Source organism: Rhizobium sp. A37_96, assembly GCF_053521765.1.
On sequence record NZ_JBNWDS010000003.1, the window covers coordinates 392,560 to 409,480 of the forward strand.

General features: G+C 60.7%; 15 protein-coding genes. 7 read left to right on the top strand and 8 right to left on the bottom strand.

All coding sequences use genetic code 11. The annotated features are described in order from the left end of the window. Window positions 1–15 precede the first annotated feature (15 nt). Complete coding sequence (locus ACQZ6J_RS13585) at window positions 16–633, bottom strand: hypothetical protein (RefSeq protein WP_449084436.1); 618 nt, start codon at window positions 631–633, stop codon at window positions 16–18. 267 nt (window positions 634–900) lie between these two features. Between ACQZ6J_RS13585 and ACQZ6J_RS13590 the strand changes: the two genes are divergently transcribed. Beyond that, window positions 901–1,587: an OmpW/AlkL family protein gene (locus ACQZ6J_RS13590; protein WP_449084437.1), complete on the top strand. Its 687-nt coding sequence runs from the start codon at window positions 901–903 to the stop codon at window positions 1,585–1,587. A gap of 142 nt (window positions 1,588–1,729) precedes the next feature. Here ACQZ6J_RS13590 and derI read toward each other — a convergent pair whose 3' ends face one another. The 7 genes from derI to ACQZ6J_RS13625 form a co-directional block, all read right to left on the bottom strand. Then, window positions 1,730–2,185 carry a D-erythrulose-4-phosphate isomerase gene (gene derI, locus ACQZ6J_RS13595; RefSeq protein WP_449084438.1) on the bottom strand — a complete coding sequence of 152 codons (456 nt, stop codon included), beginning with the start codon at window positions 2,183–2,185 and terminating at the stop codon, window positions 1,730–1,732. Window positions 2,186–2,196: 11 nt separating this feature from the next. Continuing rightward, window positions 2,197–2,967 (bottom strand): triose-phosphate isomerase, encoded by a 771-nt coding sequence (locus ACQZ6J_RS13600; protein ID WP_449084439.1) that lies wholly within the window; start codon window positions 2,965–2,967, stop codon window positions 2,197–2,199. Continuing rightward, window positions 2,964–3,740 carry a DeoR family transcriptional regulator gene (locus ACQZ6J_RS13605; protein WP_163985198.1) on the bottom strand — a complete coding sequence of 259 codons (777 nt, stop codon included), beginning with the start codon at window positions 3,738–3,740 and terminating at the stop codon, window positions 2,964–2,966. The genes ACQZ6J_RS13600 and ACQZ6J_RS13605 overlap by 4 nt, the downstream gene beginning before the upstream one ends. A gap of 115 nt (window positions 3,741–3,855) precedes the next feature. Then, entirely contained in the window at window positions 3,856–4,800 is a 945-nt protein-coding gene (locus ACQZ6J_RS13610; protein WP_449084440.1) for a sugar-binding transcriptional regulator, read from the bottom strand. A 128-nt stretch (window positions 4,801–4,928) separates the two neighbouring features. Next, window positions 4,929–5,861, bottom strand: coding sequence for a sugar phosphate isomerase/epimerase family protein (locus tag ACQZ6J_RS13615; RefSeq protein WP_449084441.1), 933 nt, complete (start codon window positions 5,859–5,861; stop codon window positions 4,929–4,931). Window positions 5,862–5,890: 29 nt separating this feature from the next. Continuing rightward, window positions 5,891–7,402 carry a glycerol-3-phosphate dehydrogenase gene (locus tag ACQZ6J_RS13620; protein WP_163985195.1) on the bottom strand — a complete coding sequence of 504 codons (1,512 nt, stop codon included), beginning with the start codon at window positions 7,400–7,402 and terminating at the stop codon, window positions 5,891–5,893. 78 nt (window positions 7,403–7,480) lie between these two features. After that, on the bottom strand, window positions 7,481–9,031 hold the full coding sequence (locus ACQZ6J_RS13625) for an FGGY family carbohydrate kinase (RefSeq protein WP_449084442.1): 1,551 nt from the start codon (window positions 9,029–9,031) through the stop codon (window positions 7,481–7,483). 899 nt (window positions 9,032–9,930) lie between these two features. Between ACQZ6J_RS13625 and ACQZ6J_RS13630 the strand changes: the two genes are divergently transcribed. From ACQZ6J_RS13630 to ACQZ6J_RS13655, 6 genes are all read left to right on the top strand, one after another. Next, a complete protein-coding gene (locus ACQZ6J_RS13630; protein WP_163985193.1) occupies window positions 9,931–10,587 on the top strand; it encodes a DUF2291 domain-containing protein in 657 nt (218 codons plus the stop codon). Then, the gene (locus tag ACQZ6J_RS13635) at window positions 10,584–12,128 is read left to right on the top strand and encodes a sugar ABC transporter ATP-binding protein (RefSeq protein WP_449084443.1); all 1,545 of its coding nucleotides are present in this window, start codon (window positions 10,584–10,586) and stop codon (window positions 12,126–12,128) included. The genes ACQZ6J_RS13630 and ACQZ6J_RS13635 overlap by 4 nt, the downstream gene beginning before the upstream one ends. 22 nt (window positions 12,129–12,150) lie before the next feature. Then, window positions 12,151–13,203: an ABC transporter permease gene (locus ACQZ6J_RS13640; RefSeq protein WP_163985191.1), complete on the top strand. Its 1,053-nt coding sequence runs from the start codon at window positions 12,151–12,153 to the stop codon at window positions 13,201–13,203. 104 nt (window positions 13,204–13,307) lie between these two features. Further along, window positions 13,308–14,255: a D-ribose ABC transporter substrate-binding protein gene (locus ACQZ6J_RS13645; RefSeq protein ID WP_163985190.1), complete on the top strand. Its 948-nt coding sequence runs from the start codon at window positions 13,308–13,310 to the stop codon at window positions 14,253–14,255. A gap of 269 nt (window positions 14,256–14,524) precedes the next feature. After that, a complete protein-coding gene (locus ACQZ6J_RS13650; protein WP_348643450.1) occupies window positions 14,525–15,280 on the top strand; it encodes a DeoR/GlpR family DNA-binding transcription regulator in 756 nt (251 codons plus the stop codon). A 55-nt stretch (window positions 15,281–15,335) separates the two neighbouring features. Further along, on the top strand, window positions 15,336–16,865 hold the full coding sequence (locus ACQZ6J_RS13655) for an FGGY-family carbohydrate kinase (RefSeq protein ID WP_449084444.1): 1,530 nt from the start codon (window positions 15,336–15,338) through the stop codon (window positions 16,863–16,865). The last annotated feature ends 56 nt before the right edge of the window (window positions 16,866–16,921 follow it).

The window sequence follows — 16,921 nt, forward strand, 5'->3', positions numbered from 1 at the left end:
CGGGAACATCGCGGTTCAGACAAGCAGGCTGACGCGATCGGTCACGATCTTGTTTTCGACCCAGGCACGCTCATTCCGCCAGTCATGCCGTTTCCATCCTTCCCAGCTGAAACCGCATAGCTTGACGTCCCATTCGGACGCGGGGAAATTTGCGAGCGTATAGCGGATGCCAAGGAAGCCGGTGCTCGGAAAGACCTTGCGCATTTGAGACCCTGCAATATCAAGCTCGTTGCAGCCATCAATGTAGGTCTGCGGCGGCATGATGCGGATCTCCTTGCCGGCCTTGCCCATCACGTCGATCGCTTGCATCGTCCAATCGGCCCTCCTGCCGCGCAAGCGCTGGAAGATGTTGGGGCGCGGATGATATCTGCGGATGATATCAGGGTGATAGGCGAGCATCAGGACCTTTGCCGCCTTCAGCGCGGCATTGTCCGTGAAACCGGGATCGATCAGCCGCCGGTACAGGATCTTGCTCGATGCGGCCAGCATGACCATGTCGGTGCGCTCGCCGCTCATGCCTCCGGCAAGGTTGGGCTCGTTGAAGCGCATCACGAATTGCGCGTCGTCCACGATTCCGGAGAGATCGTGCTCCGGCTTTCCGTTGCCGACGATGATTGCAGTCTTGCGCGCCAATGCCGTCGTCCAGGAGAATACGGCCGTGCTTTAGCAATGACGTCTGACAAAGCGCTGAAGCATTGGTGATGCGGAACTGAAATCCTGGCGTTTCGCTCGGCGTCAGCCGGGATGCGAGCGACACGCCCCGCGTCGCTTTCCTGTGACGGGGACAGGGCAAAGCCGCCGATAAATCACCGTGTCTTTGATCTAGCTCAAATCGCCACGACCGAGGCCCCAATAGGTTGATTCATAGCGAAAATATTCGTCATTGAAAGGGCTGACATAATGAGCGGAAACTGGATCATCGTCGGAGCTATCGCCACAGGCATGATGATTGCCGGATGCGGCACGGCAGCGGCAGCGGACCTCGCGACAACGACCGCACCGGCGGCACCCGCCGATGCACCGAACACGCAGAGCCCCTGGCAGATTCGCTTGCGTGCTCTCGGCGTGATCACCAACGATTCCGGTCGCGTGGACGGGATCGCCGGATCGGGCCTATCGTCATCCAATTCGGTCATCCCGGAATTCGATGTCTCCTATTTCTTCACCGACAACATCGCCGCGGAACTGATCCTCGGCACGACGTCTTCCAAGATCTATGGCAAAGGCTCGATTGCGGGGCTCGGCGAAGTCGGCAAGACCTGGCTGCTGCCGCCGACATTGACGTTGCAATATCATTTCACCGATTTCGGCGCCTTCAAGCCCTATATCGGCGCCGGCGTGAACTATACGGTTTTCTACAACCAGTCCGGCAAGAGCGCGGACAGCCTCGATGTAAAAAATACGTTCGGCGTCGCGCTGCAGGCAGGCTTCGATTATATGTTTGACCAACACTGGGGCGCCAACCTCGATGTTAAGAAGATTTTCCTGCGCCCGGATTTCGATGCAACGGTCGGCGGCGCCAATGTCAGCGGAAAGGCAAAACTCGACCCCTGGCTGGTTGGCGCAGGTATCACCTATCGCTTCTAGCAGTGGATAGTCCGGGTCTATAGAGGCGCATATCTGAGGCTACAAACGCGCTGTCCACGACGCGGCAACAATCGCGCAGATACAGAAAAGCCCGGTCGATCAGACGAATCGGCCGGGCTTTCCGCGTCTTGGGAGACAGGACTTAACGGGCGTTGTACTTGGCATCGACCTCGTTGATCGCCTTGACGTTCCCGGCCGAGCGGCCGTTCTCGTCGAAGGTCTGCGCCAGGAAGGCATCGGCAATGGCCTTGGCAAGTTCGGTGCCGATGACGCGGGCGCCCATCGTGATGATCTGGGCGTTGTTCGACAGTGCTGCGCGCTCCGCCGAATAGGTGTCATGGGTCAGGGCCGCGCGGATGCCCGGCACCTTGTTGGCGGAAATGCTGACGCCAATGCCGGTGCCACAGACGAGGATCGCCTTGTCGTAGGTGCCATCGAGGACGCCGGACGCGACGCGGTCGGCGAGATTGGCATAAAAGTCATCCGGACCATCCGGCGTGCGAGACACTTCGCTGACGTCGAAACGATCCTTCAGGTGGTCGGCAAGAACCTTGGCCAGGCCTTCGCCGGCGCTGTCTCCAGCAATTGCAAGCTTCATGATATTTCTCCTCAGAGTTTGGCGGCGCACTTGGCGAGGATGTCGAGATAACCTTCGACATTCCAGGCCGAGCGGCCGATGAAGAGCCCGTCTACGTTCGGGCAGGATATGAGTTCTTCGCAGTTTTGCGGATTGACCGATCCGCCGTAGAGGCACGGAATTTTCCGACCGAGCACGTTTTGCGCAACCGCAATGATCTCGGCCTGACGCGCATCGGCATAGGAAGGCTCGGCCGGGATCCCCTTTTCACCGATCGCCCACACCGGCTCATAGGCCAGCAGGATTTCGGCCTGCTTCTGCGTAGCGGAAAGCTTGGAAAGCGCGCCGATGACCTGCTCGCTCAGAATGTCCGTCGCACGGCCGCTTTCCCGATCGTTCAATGTCTCGCCGATGCAGATGAGCGGGATCAGGCCGTGGCGGACGGCCGCCTCGGTCTTCAAGCCCACGGTCTCGTTGGTCTCGCCGAAATGCTCGCGACGCTCGGAATGGCCGAGCTCGACGATGTCGAGATTGCAGTCCTTCAGCATCAATGGCGAAATCTCGCCCGTCCAGGCACCCTGGTCGGCCCAATGCATGTTCTGTGCGCCGACCTTGACGGAGCTGTCGGAAAGGATCGACTTGACTTCCCGTACCGCCGTGAAGGGCGGAATAATGAAACGCTGGATGCGGGCGTCCCGCAGGGCATCGGCAGCATTCAAGGCCTCGGCAAAGGCGCGCGCCTCCGCCAGCGTCTTGTTCATCTTCCAGCTCGTGCCGATCCAATAGCGAGGCGTATCTGTCATGTCATATCCTGGTTCGAGGCAATGGTCAGGGTGATGCCGTCCCGGCGGAGTTGCTCAAGGATTGTGGCATCGGGCGCATGGTCGGTGATCACCGCATCGAAATCGGCAAGATCGGCCATCACATGCAGGGCGGTGTGCCCAATGCGATTGTGGTTGACGAGCAGGCAGGTCCTGGCGGCCGAAGCAATCATCGCCCGCTTCGTGCGCACGACGTTGTCGTCCATGTGATAGGCGAGCTTGCCGGAAACGGCCGGCGTCGACAGGAAGGCAATATCGGCCCTTAGCCGCGACAGCGCCTCCTCCGTCACCACACCCAGAAACGCGTTGAACTTGGCGGAATAGACGCCGCCGAGCGCAATCAGCGTGATGCCGCCCTCATTCTTCATGCGGTCTATGATTGCGGCATTGTTGGTTATCAGCGTCAGCGGCCGCTTCTGCAGCAGCATCTCGCCCAGAACCGCCGCCATCGAACCGTCATTGATCATGACCGTCATGCCGGGCTCGACCAGTTCCAGCGCCGAGCGCGCCATGGCTAGCTTCTCATCATGGCCCTGACGTTCGCGAAAACGAAAATCGCTTTCGAACTGCGTCCCGGCATCGATGGTCGCGCCGCCGCGAACCTTGCGCAGCACGCCGGCCTGCTCGAGGTCGTCGAGATCGCGATGGATCGTCATCTTGGACACAGCGAAACGATCGGCCAGTTCGTCAAGATCGACGGTCTTGTTCTCGACAAGCAGATTGATGATCGATTGCTGGCGCTCTTCCCGTTTCACCTTGCACTCCGGCCATTGGCCCGAAATTGGAACTATACGAATATAACATCGAAATCTCACAATTCAACATAACATTTGTTATATTGAGATGGATTCATGTTTTCATGCGGCGATATCAAGCTTCTGCTTTCAACAGCACCCGTGCCGTCTTCTCATCCGTGATCAGTCCGTAGAGACAGCGGCTCTTCAGAACGGCGCGGATGGCCTCGACCTTCGGCAACCCGCCGGAAAGGGCCACAAGCCGCTCGCTTTCGCTGCGCGGGAGCGAAGCCGAAAGCGTGCGCGCCGTCAGCGTCGTCTCCAGAATATTGCCATCGGCATCGAAAAAATGACCGAGAATTTCACCAACGCCGCCTGCCGCCGTAATTTCCCTGATCTCTTTCGGCTCGACCATTCCCGAGAGAACGAGCTGGGCGTCGGTATCCACGGTGCCGAGACCGACAAGCTTGAGATCGGCGCCATTTGCGAGATCGAAGACTTCCTTCACGCCACGCTGGGCAAGCAGCACGTCCCGATCTTCCCGCGTATTGGCAAAGAAAGGCACCGGCATCACATGCGACTGCATTCCGGTTTTTTCGGCAATACGATGCATCACGTCATATGGGTTGGCCGCGTAGTTTCTCGTCAGACCGCCGAGCAACGAGACGAAACGCAAATCCTTGGCATTGACGCGCGACATGTGATGAACAGCGGAAGAAAGCGTTCGCCCATGGCCAAGCCCGATGACCTTGTTGTTGCCGCTCTCGATCTCCCGCCGCAGAAAGCCGGCGCCCGCCTGCCCCAACGCGCGAAATTCGAAGCCCGCTTCGCCGAGATCGGGCGCGACTTCACAATATTGCAGGCCGAACCGCGCCGCCAGCTCCGTTTCAAGTTCGACGCACTCGACGATATCGCCGTCGATCGTTACCTTGACGACGCCTTCGGCGACCGCGCGCGCGATCAGCCTATGTGCCTTGACCGAGGGAACGCCGAGACGCTTTGCCACCTCGGACTGCGTCAGTCCGCCGGCATAGTGCAACCAGGCCGCCCGCACGGCGAGCGAAGCATCCGCATCCGTCATCGACCGTTCCCTTTCTTTTCTTTCCGCATAACCCCTCGCCTGCTTTCTCTCCGGCCGTCAGATCAAGCTTCCACCTCGCTCTTGAGAAGGTGGAAGCTTGACGATTCCAGACTCGGCCGCTCCAGCCGCTAGATATGCAAGTCGCCGACGCCCGTGTCGATATGAGGCGCCCAGAAGGCAACACTTTCGGCAATCTGCGAGATGACCTGGCGATCGTTGGGTTCACGTTCCTTGAACGACAGCTCCAGGCAGATTTCATTGTCCTTGGCACCGCCTTCGGCAAATGCCTTCAGCAGCGGTTCGGGTTGGATCCGACCCTTGGCGTTAAACTCCGCCGTAAAGGGACGATGGCCGCCCTTGTCCATCAGGCTCTGCTTGATGTGGATGATCGGCGAAACCTTCGGCACGGCACGCGCCCAGGCATAGGGGTCATAGTCGTCGGGATTGGACGAGGTGACATCGCCATGATCGATATCGGCCATCATCCACATCGGTATGGCGAACGGAGCCCTGGTCAGCCGATCCTGCAAGGCTACGCATGCCTGAATGGTTTCGCCGAATTCGCGGCCGATGCTCATCGGCTCCCAGAAGATGTAGGAGAGACCGGCGGCGCGCGCGTGCTCCGCCACCTCGCCCCAGCAATCGATGGCGATCTCGATCAGTTCCTCGCGCCGGACCGGATCGTCGTAATCCTTGTAGGTGAAGATCGCGAACTGCGTGCCGACGGAATGACCGCCGAGATCGGCCGTTATATCGGCAAAGGTCTTGAACCAGTCGACATAATAGCGCCGGACATCCCTGTCCGGATGGCCGAAATGGTTGAGACGGCCATAAGGACCGGTCATGCCTGATGTCACACGAACGCCGGTACGCTTCAGCGCTGCCTGCATATCCCGCGTCAGCCGGCGGATCACGGGCGCCTGCCAGCTCGGATTGATGAACTCGTGGGTGAGCTGCAGGTCGCGAATGCGCAGATCGCGCGCCACGGTCTCGATCAAATCGGCCGGCTCGGCAAAGCGGTTCACCAGCGGATTGGTGTTGAGTGAAAGCGTCAAGGGCATTTACAGTCTCCCGGCAAAGGTCTGTTCGTTCAGGCGGCAAGCGCCAGTTCGGCATCGAACCAGGCAGAGAAAGCCGCCTTCTCTTCGGCCGTCATGCGCAGGCCTTCCTTGGTGCGGCGCTTCAGCACGTCTTCCGCCGTCTGCGCCCACTCAGAGGCCGCGAGATAGCGGACTTCGGCCTCGTAGAGATTGCCGCCGAAATGACGGCCAAGCCCCGCCAGCGAGGTGACGTCACCAACGATCTGGCTGGTGCGCGCGCCATAGAGATGGCCGTAGTGGTTCACGAGCGCGCGCGGCATCCAGGGATAGGCCGAGCGTAGCGCATCGGAAAAGGCGACATAATCGGCATTCGGAATCTCGCCGCCGGGAAGAGTGGCGCTGCGGGTCCAGTCGCCCCCCATCTTCGGGAAGAATTTGGCAAGCCGCTGCATCGCATGCTCGGAGAGCTTGCGGAACGTGGTGATCTTGCCGCCAAAGACGCTCAAGAGCGGCGCACCGCCGGTCTCGTCGAGATCGAACACATAATCGCGCGTGACGGCCGAAGGATTGCCCTTGCCATCGTCGAACAGCGGGCGAACGCCGGAGAAGCTTTCGAGCACATCGGAGCGGCGCAGCTTCTCCTTGAAGTAGCGATTGACGGCCGTGATCAGATAATCGATTTCCTTCTCGTCGGCTGCCACCTCTTCAGGCCTGCCTTCATAGGGAATGTCGGTCGTGCCGATCAGCGCCTTATCGCCCTCATACGGGTTGATGAAGATGACGCGCTTGTCGTGGTTCTGGACGAGATAGGCCTGCTGACCGCTCCAGAACTTCGGAACGATGATGTGACTGCCCTTGACGAGCCGGACGCTGCGCTGGCTGTTCGAGCCGACGACGCGGCCGATGATGTCATTGACCCAGGGCCCTGCCGCATTGACCAGCACCCGGGCGCGCACGGTCCGTACCTCGCCGGAGCGCTGGTCGCGCACCTGGACGACCCAGGTTCCCTGATCGCGACGGGCGCTGACGCACGCAGTCCGCGTCAGGATCCGCGCGCCTTTTGCCGAAGCATCGATCGCATTGAGGACGACGAGCCGGGCGTCATCGACCCAGCAGTCGGAATACTCAAACCCCTTGGAATACTGATCGAGAATCGGCGCGCCTTCCGGGTCGCGATGAAGATCCAGCGAGCGCGTGCCCGGCAGCTTCTTGCGGCCGCCGAGATGATCGTAGAGGAACAGCCCAAGGCGGACGAGCCAGGCCGGACGATCCGTCGGGCTGTGCGGCAGCACAAAGCGCATCGGCCAGATGATGTGGCTTGCCGAATTCAGGAGAACCTCGCGCTCGATCAAAGCCTCGCGCACCAGACGGAATTCGTAGTATTCGAGATAGCGCAGACCGCCATGCACCAGCTTGCCGGAGCGCGAGGACGTTCCCTCCGCAAGGTCGCCCTTCTCGCACATCATCACCGAAAGGCCCCGGCCGGCCGCGTCGCGAGCGATGCCGGCACCGTTGATGCCTCCACCGATCACGAAAAGATCAAAGATTTCCGGTTCCATCATGTCATGCTCCTTCGGATGCACTGGGCATCATCAAATCAAATTTCTCCGGCGGCGCTCGCTCTCCGGCCAGTTTGAGGGCTAAGGCCGGGCCAGCTTGTCCCAGGCGGGAGCGATCGCCTGCCGCACGTCCTTGTAGGCGTCGAACAAGCGGTCATAGCGTTCGGCATTTTCCGCATTCGGCGCCTCGGCCTCTCCGAGCAGCGGCGTCACCCAATCGGCGATACAGCTGTCCATGTCCTGATAGGCGCCGATGGCGACAGCTGCCATCATCGCGACACCGGCGGCGCCCGCCTCTTCACGCTCCGAAATCCGCACCGGCGCGTTGACGGCGGCGGAAAGCGATCCGCGCAGCGCGCGCGAGCGGGCCGCACCGCCGGTAATGCGCAGTTCGGACGGCATGTCGCCCATGGCCGCATAGCAATCGCGCGTCGCCATGCCGAGGCCTTCGACGACGGCCCTCAACATGTCGGCAAAGCCGTGCCGCGTGGAAAGTCCGGTAAAGCCGGCACGGGCATGCGCATTGACGAAGGGACCGCGCTCGCCGGCCTCGGAAATATAGGGGTGATAGAGAAGGTTCGTCGGACGCGCCTCGGCAAACCAGTCATCGATGCGCGGAATGAGATCCGAATAGGAAATCCTGCTGCCGCTCGCGGACATCAGATCCGCGGCGATCCGCAGGATCCAGTCGATATTGATCGTCGCGCCCATATTGGTCTGGACCTGGGTCACGATCCCGGGGATCGGCAGGGCAATGACATATCCCGTCCCCTCGCTATTGAGCTGGACGTCGGCTACCGCCTTGGCGCGCATATGCACGCCCGTCGATCCGATCGTCGAGCAGGCTGCGTTATGGCCGCCGGTGCGCACGCCGGCGCCGAGCGCTGTCATGACCATGTCGACATAACCGAGACAGACCGGCGTCCCGGCAAGCAGGCCGGCGGCCTCGGCGGCGGCGGCCGTCAGCGGGTGGCTGATCTCGGTTCCATCGATGATTTCCGGCAGGAGCGAACGCCGGCGCGCAAGACCGAGCGCATCGATCACGACCGAATCATATTGGCGATCGCGGAAATTGCCGAAGGTAAAGCTTGCTTCCGACGGATCTGTCGCACGCACGCCCGTGAGGTTCAGGTAGAGCCAGTCCTTACAATGCAGCGCCGTCTCCGCCCGATCCAGAAGCTCCGGCATGAAGCGGTCCATATGAGCGAGCTGCGCGCCCTGCTGGCAGGTGTTCAGGCCAGTGCCGGTCGCCTCGAAACGGGCGCGGTTGCCCGCCATGGCGCTCAGACGCGTGACCGTCGATGCGGCGCGGGCGTCGAGCCAAAGCCAGGCATCGTCGACCGGAACATTGCCGGCGCCGACGAGCCAGGTTCCATCGCCCTGACCGGTAACGGCTATCGCTGCCGTGCGCGCAGCAAGGTTCTCGACCTTCGCTCCAAGACCACGCAACGCGCTCACGCAATCCGCCCAGGTCTGCCCAAGCGACTGCGTGACCGAACCGTCTTCGCCGGTCTCATAACGATTGCGCGCCGATGCGGAAGCGATCTGCTTTCCGGACAATTCGAAGGCGACAGCCTTCAAAACGGAGGTCCCCGCATCGATCCCGATGATGATCCCGTCACTCTTAGGCATTGCACGGCCACTTCGCCATCATTCCCCCTGCGACAGGGGCTGCGGCATATATCACGAACATCTTCATTCCTCCCCACGCAGCCGCGAGTATAATCCGTTCCAGCCCGCGCGCATCGCAGCTCCCGCACGCCGATCCGGCCTAAGCAAGCGCGAACGGCGCACCGGCACATATTCAACACCAACCGCGCGACCAGATCCAAGCCAGAGGCGATCCAGCGATCGGCTCAGTATCTTATAACATAGAGATATCACAGTTGCAGTAATATTTTTCTGGTGTTGTAATTTTTTTCATATAAAATGATTGCTGTCAATTCCCCGACCGCAACGGGAAGAAGCCTTAAACACGCGACGAGGGAAACAGAAACAAAAGATGGCGCCCATCAGGGAGAATCGCTATCCCTGCGCGGCATGCACGATAGATTCTCTGTTATTACGCATGAATATCAATGTATTAACTAGATATCCTCATGCAAAGCAGACCAAACGGATGCCGTTGTGAAATTGCCGGATGCAAGCAGCCAAGATGGCGGCCTCGATACATATTGAGAATGGAATGCTGACGTGCCTGGAAGCTGTGGATACACAAATCCTAAGAAATCGCCGTTGACAGGCCCCAAAATTTATAACATATGAATTGCAGTTATTAACATACTTCTATCACAAATGTCGCATCGACAGGGCGATTGTGAACCTGAATGGACGGCTGGAGGAGACAGCCATCCGCACGCTGAGGAGGCTCCTGATGTTGAATTTCCTTTCCGATAGCGGCGCGATCCGAAGCCGAGCGCAGCGCCGGCAGATCCAAAAGCAGGGGCAAGACCTCAGCTAAGCGGACGCGCGGAACCGTTCTCCATTTCTCCATCGGGCAATCCGGCAAACATGCCGAAGGTCGTTTGAACATGAATACGCAAGCTCAATATGCAACAGCCAAGCCGACAGGCTCGAAGTTCAAGATCGTGGCGGGCGTCGCCGCCGTGGTGATCGTGATCGGCGCCATTGCCGCCGATACCAAGGTGGTCAAGATCGGCTCGGCCCACGATGTGCGCGAGCAGGGCTTCCAGCCCGAAAGCTACGGCGCACAGGAATTCCCCAAGGTGCAGGCAGATGTCGAAAAGCGCGCCGTCGATGCGGTGACGCTTGCCACCGCCGTTCTGGCCGACAAGAAAGCGGCTGGCGAAAAATATGGCGTCGCCACCACCACCGGCCCCGTCCTTCCCGTCTCGCTGACCGGTACGTTCGGCGATCGCAAGGCCAATCTCAACGAATTCAAGGTCGATGGCATGCCGGACGGGATCACGGTCCGGGTGCAAACCGGCCCCGCGGTCAACGGTACCGATCTACGCGATGCGACCGGCACGATTCAATTCGGCCAGTTCACCAACCAGATCGAATATCAGGATGCCGGTTCCGCCATCAACAACGAGATGAAGAAAGCAACCCTCGGGAGCCTCGATCCGGAAAAGCTGACGGGCAAGACGGCTACGGTTGTCGGCGTGTTCAAGCTCATCAATCCGAAGAACTGGCTCATAACCCCGGTAAAGGTCGACGTGAAATGAGCGCGCTCGAGCTAAACGGCGCAACCACGGGCGAAGTTGTCCTCGCCGCTCGCAACGTCGCCAAAGCCTATGGCAGCGTCCACGCGCTGAAGGGTGTCAACTTCGATATCCGCCGCGGGGAAGTGACGACGCTTTTCGGCGAAAACGGCGCCGGCAAGTCGACGCTGATGAAGATCCTGTCCGGCGTCATCCAGCCGACATCGGGAGACATCATCCTCGACGGCAGTCCGATCACCTTTGCCTCTTCGACGCACGCACGCTCCTGCGGCATCTCCATCATCCATCAGGAATTAAGCCTCGCGCCCAATCTCAGCGTCCGCGACAACATCTTCATGGGCCGCGAACTCATGAAGGGCGGCGTGGTCGATTTCGCCGAGGAAGAGCGTCAGACCCGCATATTGATGGAGGAGCTGGAAGAGCACATCGATCCGCTGACCCCCGTCGAGGATCTGCGTCTCGGACAGCAACAGATCGTAGAAATCGCGCGCGCCCTTTCCGTCAATTCGCGCATCCTGATCATGGACGAGCCGACATCGGCGCTGAGCGCGACCGAGGTCGAAGTTCTGTTCAAGGTCATCCGCGATCTGACGAATCGCGGCGTCTCGATCGTCTATATCTCGCACCACCTGGAAGAAGCGCTGCAGATCACCAATCATGCCGTCGTGCTGCGCGACGGCAACATGACAGCCTATGCCGAGCGCAAGGACATCGATCTCGAATGGATCGTGCGCAACATGGTCGGCGACAATTTCGATCTCGGCAGTCCTCCGACCGGCCACAAGATGGGCGAGGTCGCACTGACGATCGACAACCTCACCGTTCCCGGCCCATCGGGTGCTGCCTACAATGCGGTTGACCGCATGTCGCTCCAGGTCCGCGCCGGCGAAATCGTCTGCATCTACGGGCTCATGGGCGCGGGCCGCACCGAATTGCTCGAATGCGTGGCTGGGCGCCTGAAATCGAGCGGCGGCCGCGTGCTTCTGGGCAATACCGACGTCGGCGGCCTCAGCATCGCCGGCCGCATCGCCCAGGGGCTGGTTCTGGTGCCGGAAGACCGGCAACGCGATGGCCTGGTCCAGACGATGACGGTCGGGTCGAACCTGTCGCTTGCCAGCATCGGCGCCTTTACCAAGGGTCTTTTCACGTCAGGCGGTCGTGAGCGGGCGCTGGTGAACGACTCGATCCGCAAGGTTCATATCAAGACCGATGGCGGCGAAGCGCCGATCGGATCGCTCTCCGGCGGCAATCAGCAGAAGGTCGTCATCGGCAAGATGCTGGCGACGGAACCACGCGTGATCCTGCTCGACGAGCCGAGCCGCGGCATCGATATCGGGGCCAAGGCCGAAGTCTTCAAGCTGCTCGCCGAGCGCGCCAAGGAAGGCCTGGCGGTGATCTATTCGACATCGGAAGTCGCCGAATGCCTGAGCATCGCCCATCGCATCATCGTCATGCACCGCGGCAAGATCTCTGCCGAATTCGGTCCTGACGTCACCAAGGAAAAGATCATGGCCGCCTCCGGCGAAGCAGTGGTCGCGCACTAGCCGCATTCATGGAGCACTGATTATGTCAGTCACGAACATCACAGAAAAGAAACCAGTTTCGAACGGACAGCGGCGGAACGTCAATCTCGTGCGGCTGATCCTGGAAGGACGCGCCTTCTTCGCGCTGATCGTCATCATCGCGGTCTTCTCCTTCCTGTCGCCTTATTACTTCACGCTCGGCAACTTCCTGACCATGGCCTCGCATGTCGCCATCTTCGGCATTCTTGCCATTGGCATGCTGCTGGTCATCCTCAACGGCGGTATCGACCTCTCGGTCGGGTCGACGCTCGGTCTTGCCGGCTGTATCGCCGGTTTCCTGATGCAGGGCGTCACGCTTTCGAGCTTCGGCGTCATTCTCTATCCGCCGGTCTGGGCCGTCGTCATCCTGACGTGCGCGCTTGGTGCGGTCGTGGGCGCCGTCAACGGCGTTCTCATCGCTTACTTGCGTGTTCCGGCCTTCGTCGCCTCGCTCGGCGTGCTCTATGTCGCGCGCGGCATCGCGTTGCTGATGACCAACGGCCTTACCTACAACAATCTCGGCGGCCGCCCGGAACTCGGCAATACCGGCTTTGACTGGCTCGGTTTCAACCGCCTCGCCGGCATCCCGATCGGCGTCATCGTGCTTGCCGTGCTCGCCATCATCTGCGGCCTCGTTCTCAGCCGCACCGCCTTTGGCCGATGGCTCTATGCATCGGGTGGCAACGAGCGCGCCGCCGATCTTTCCGGTGTTCCGGTCAAGCATGTCAAGATCATCGTCTACGTCCTGTCGGGCGTTTGCGCCGCCATCGCCGGCCTGGTCCTGTCGTCGCAGCTGACTTCGGCCGGCCCGACCGCCGGCACCACTTACGAGCTGACGGCGATCGCCGCCGTCGTCATCGGTGGTGCTGCTCTGACGGGCGGCCGCGGCACGGTGCGCGGCACCATGCTCGGCGCCTTCGTCATCGGCTTTCTGTCGGACGGCCTCGTCATCATCGGCGTGTCGGCCTACTGGCAGACGGTCTTTACCGGCGCGGTCATCGTGCTCGCCGTGCTCATGAACAGCATCCAGTACGGACGCCGGACCAAGTCCGGCTGACGCTCGATATTCGAACTTGTCACCGATCGGTGAAAATCGCCGATCGGAGAAAGCACCGCCGGTTCGCCGGTATCATCAGAGCTCATCAAAAGGGAGAGAGACTAATGTTCAAAAAAGGTTTGCGCATCGTCATGGCAGCGGTTGCAGTCGCACCGCTTCTGACAGGAGCAGCTTGGGCCGCCGGCCAGATGACGATCATCGTCAACGACCCGTCGAACCCCTACTGGCTGACGGAAGGCAATGTCGCCAAGGCTGCCGCCGAAAAGCTCGGCTACACGGCAACGGTCGGCGCCCACAAGGGCGATACCAACACCGAGAGCAATCTGATCGACACGGCCATCACCAACAAGTCGGTCGCCATCATCCTCGATCCGGCCAACGCCGACGGTTCCGTCGGTGCGGTCAAGAAGGCCGTTGCCGCCGGTATTCCGGTGTTCCTGGTCAATGCTGAAATCAACCAGGAAGGCCTCGCCAAGGCGCAGCTCGTCTCCAACAACGCCCAGGGCGCCGCAATCGGTGCTCAACAGTGGGTCGAAGCCGTTGGCGACAAGGGCAAGTATGCCGAACTCTTCGGCGCACCGTCCGACAACAACGCCGCAACGCGTTCGAACGGCTATGAAACGGTTCTGACCCAGTACCCGGACCTGCAGAAGGTTGCCAAGGAAGTTGCCAACTGGGATCGCACCCAGGGCCACAACAAGATGCAGTCCATCCTGCAGGCCCATCCGGACATTACCGGCGTGATCTCCGGCAATGACGAAATGGCGCTCGGCGCGATTGCCGCTCTCAAGGAAGCCGGCAAGCTCGCCAACGTCAAGGTCGGCGGCTTCGACGGTTCGCCGGACGCTGTCGCCGCCATCAAGGCCGGTGAACTGCAGTACACGGTTCTCCAGCCGGTTGCCGTCTTCTCGGAAGAAGCCGTCAAGCAGGCTGACAGCTTCATCAAGACCGGCAAGACCGGCGCTACGAGCGAAAAGCAGCTTTTCGATTGCATCCTGATCACCAAGGACAATGTCGACAAGTACACCGCGCCGTTCGTTCTGTCCGAGTAACGATATCGGGGGCGCCGGACACCGGCGTCCCCATCGTTCGACCGCTATCGACCATTCCTGGCGGAAGATCAGACCGTACTTGCAGAAATCCTGGTAGAGAATTGTTCTTTATACTCTTTTCACATAGCATGGCGTTCGCTGTAGCGCGTTAGTATCCGCAAGGCTCAGCGTCAGAGGCCAAGGTGACAGACAAGACAAGCCCCGTATCCTTCCTGCAAGACGAACTGCCGAGCGACAGCCGGCATTCCCGCCAGCTCGCCCGGCGGCAGATGATCGCCGAAGCCGTGATGGCCGAAGGCTCCATGCGCATCGAGGATTTGACCGATCGTTTCGGCATCAGCCTGATGACGGCGCATCGCGACGTCGACGAATTGGTCAGCCGTGGCCTGTTCCGGAAAACGCGCGGCATCGTTTCCGCCGCGGCGACGAGCCTGATTGAATCGAGCGACGTCTATCGCGCCAACCGCCAGGCGAGCGAAAAGAAGATGATCGCCGCTGCTGCAATGCAGTTCATCGAGCCCGGTCAGGCCATCTTCCTCGACGATTCCACCACCGTCCTGCAAATGGCCTCGCATCTGCCGGCCAAGGTTCCGCTCACCGCGATCACCAATTCGCTGACGCTGATGAACGCGCTGAAGGATATGCATGACGTAACGCTTCTGGCGCTCGGCGGCCAATACTACAATTGGTGCAACGCCTTCATGGGGCGTATGACGATCAACGAAATCAACCGCTTGCGCGCCGACGTTGCGTTCATCTCGATGTCGGCCATCATAGATGACGTCGTGTTCCATCAGTCGCCCGAGATCGTCGATATCAAGCGGGCGATGTTCGACAGTGCGGCCAAGCGCATCCTGCTCACCGATCATACGAAATTCGAGCGGCGCGCACTCCACAGTTTCGCGCATCTGAGCGAATTCGATGTCGTCATCGTCGACGAGAAGACGCCTGCCGCTCATCTGGAGCGAATGCGGAACAAGAATATCAATGTGGTTGTCGCCAAGGGCGACAAGGAACGATCCTGACGATTGGCCCAGGCTCGGGCGTCCGTCACGTTCCTCACCATCAGGAGTAATGAGAATGCCGAGTCTGCTCGGAATTGACAGCGGTCTGACCGTTACCAAAGCCGTCATCTTCGACATCGATGGAACGCCGCTTGCCGTCGCGCGCCGTCGCGTGACCCAGTTCATGCCGAAGGCTCGCCATGTCGAGCGCGACATGGACGAACTCTGGACCCGGACCGCCGACGCCATTGCCGAGGCGATCAAGCTCAGCAACCGTCCCGCCAGCGACATCCAGGCCATTGCGGCGACTGCGCATGGCGATGGCATCTATCTGCTCGACAAGGCAAAAAAGCCGCTTGGACGCGCCATCCTTTCGCTCGACAGCCGCGCCGGATCGATCGTCGAACAATGGCTGAAGAGCCCGCTTGCCGACAAAGCCCTGTCGCTGACCGGGCAGTTGCCGCATGTCTCGGCTCCATCGGCGCTGCTCGCCTGGATCAAGGCCAAGGAGCCCGAGCGCTATGCTCAGATCGGCCACATCCTGAGCTGCAAGGACTGGCTGCGCTTCTGCCTGACGGATGTCGCCGGAACGGATCGGACCGAGGCCAGCACCTCCTTCACCAATGTCTCGACGCAGAACTATTCGCCGGACGCATTGACGCTCTTCAACGTCGGCGAACTGACTGGCGCACTGCCGCCAGTCTCCCGGTCTGACGAAGTGGTCGGCCATGTGACGGAAGCCGTGGCGAAGCGGACGGGGCTCGCCGAAGGCACGCCGGTCGTTGCCGGACTGCACGACGTGACCGCGTCCGCGCTCGGAGCCGGTGGCTATGCCGAAGGCGTCGTTGCCGTGATCGCCGGCACCTATTCGATCAACGAAACGCTCTCCTCCGAGCCGCGGGTCGATGGCCGCTGGTTCTGCCGCAATGCGATTGCGCCGGGCCAGTGGAACAACATGTCGATCTCGCCGGCATCGTCGGCGAATTACGAGTGGTTCCTGGACAAGCTCTGCGCCAGGGAAATTGCAAACGCCGAAGCTGCCGGCCAGTCGATCCACGCCTTGCTGGCCCCCGAGATCGAGGCGGCCTTCGCCCGTCCGTCGAGCGCGCTGTTCCATCCCTACCTGTTCGGCTCGCCCTATGGCGCCGAGGCAAGCGCCAGCTTCTTCGGGCTTGGCGGCTGGCATGATCGTGGCGACATGTTGCGTGCCGTCCTTGAAGGCATCGCCTTCAACCACAAGATTCACATTGACGCCCTAAGTGACGGTTTTTCCTTCGATCGAGCACGTTTGGCAGGCGGCGTGTCGCGCAATCCGATCGTCGTTCAGATGTTTGCCGACGTGCTCGGCATGCCTGTTACCGTGACCGAGACCGACGAGGCTGCGGCCTGGGGGGCCGCGCTTTGCGCCGGTGCCGGTATCGGCGTCTATGCGGGTCCTCAGAACGATCCGCGCGATGTCGGCAAAATCGCCACGACCTATGAACCGGATCCCGCCCGCAACGCCGAATATCGCATCCGCTACCAGCTCTTCCGCGACATTGCCGAAGCGATGACGCCACTCTGGCCGCGGATCGGCGATCTCGCAAATCAACACTCCCAAGACTAGACCGCCAATGCGCCGCGCCGACAGGCTGTTGTCGCGGCAGTTCAGCAGGACGATGA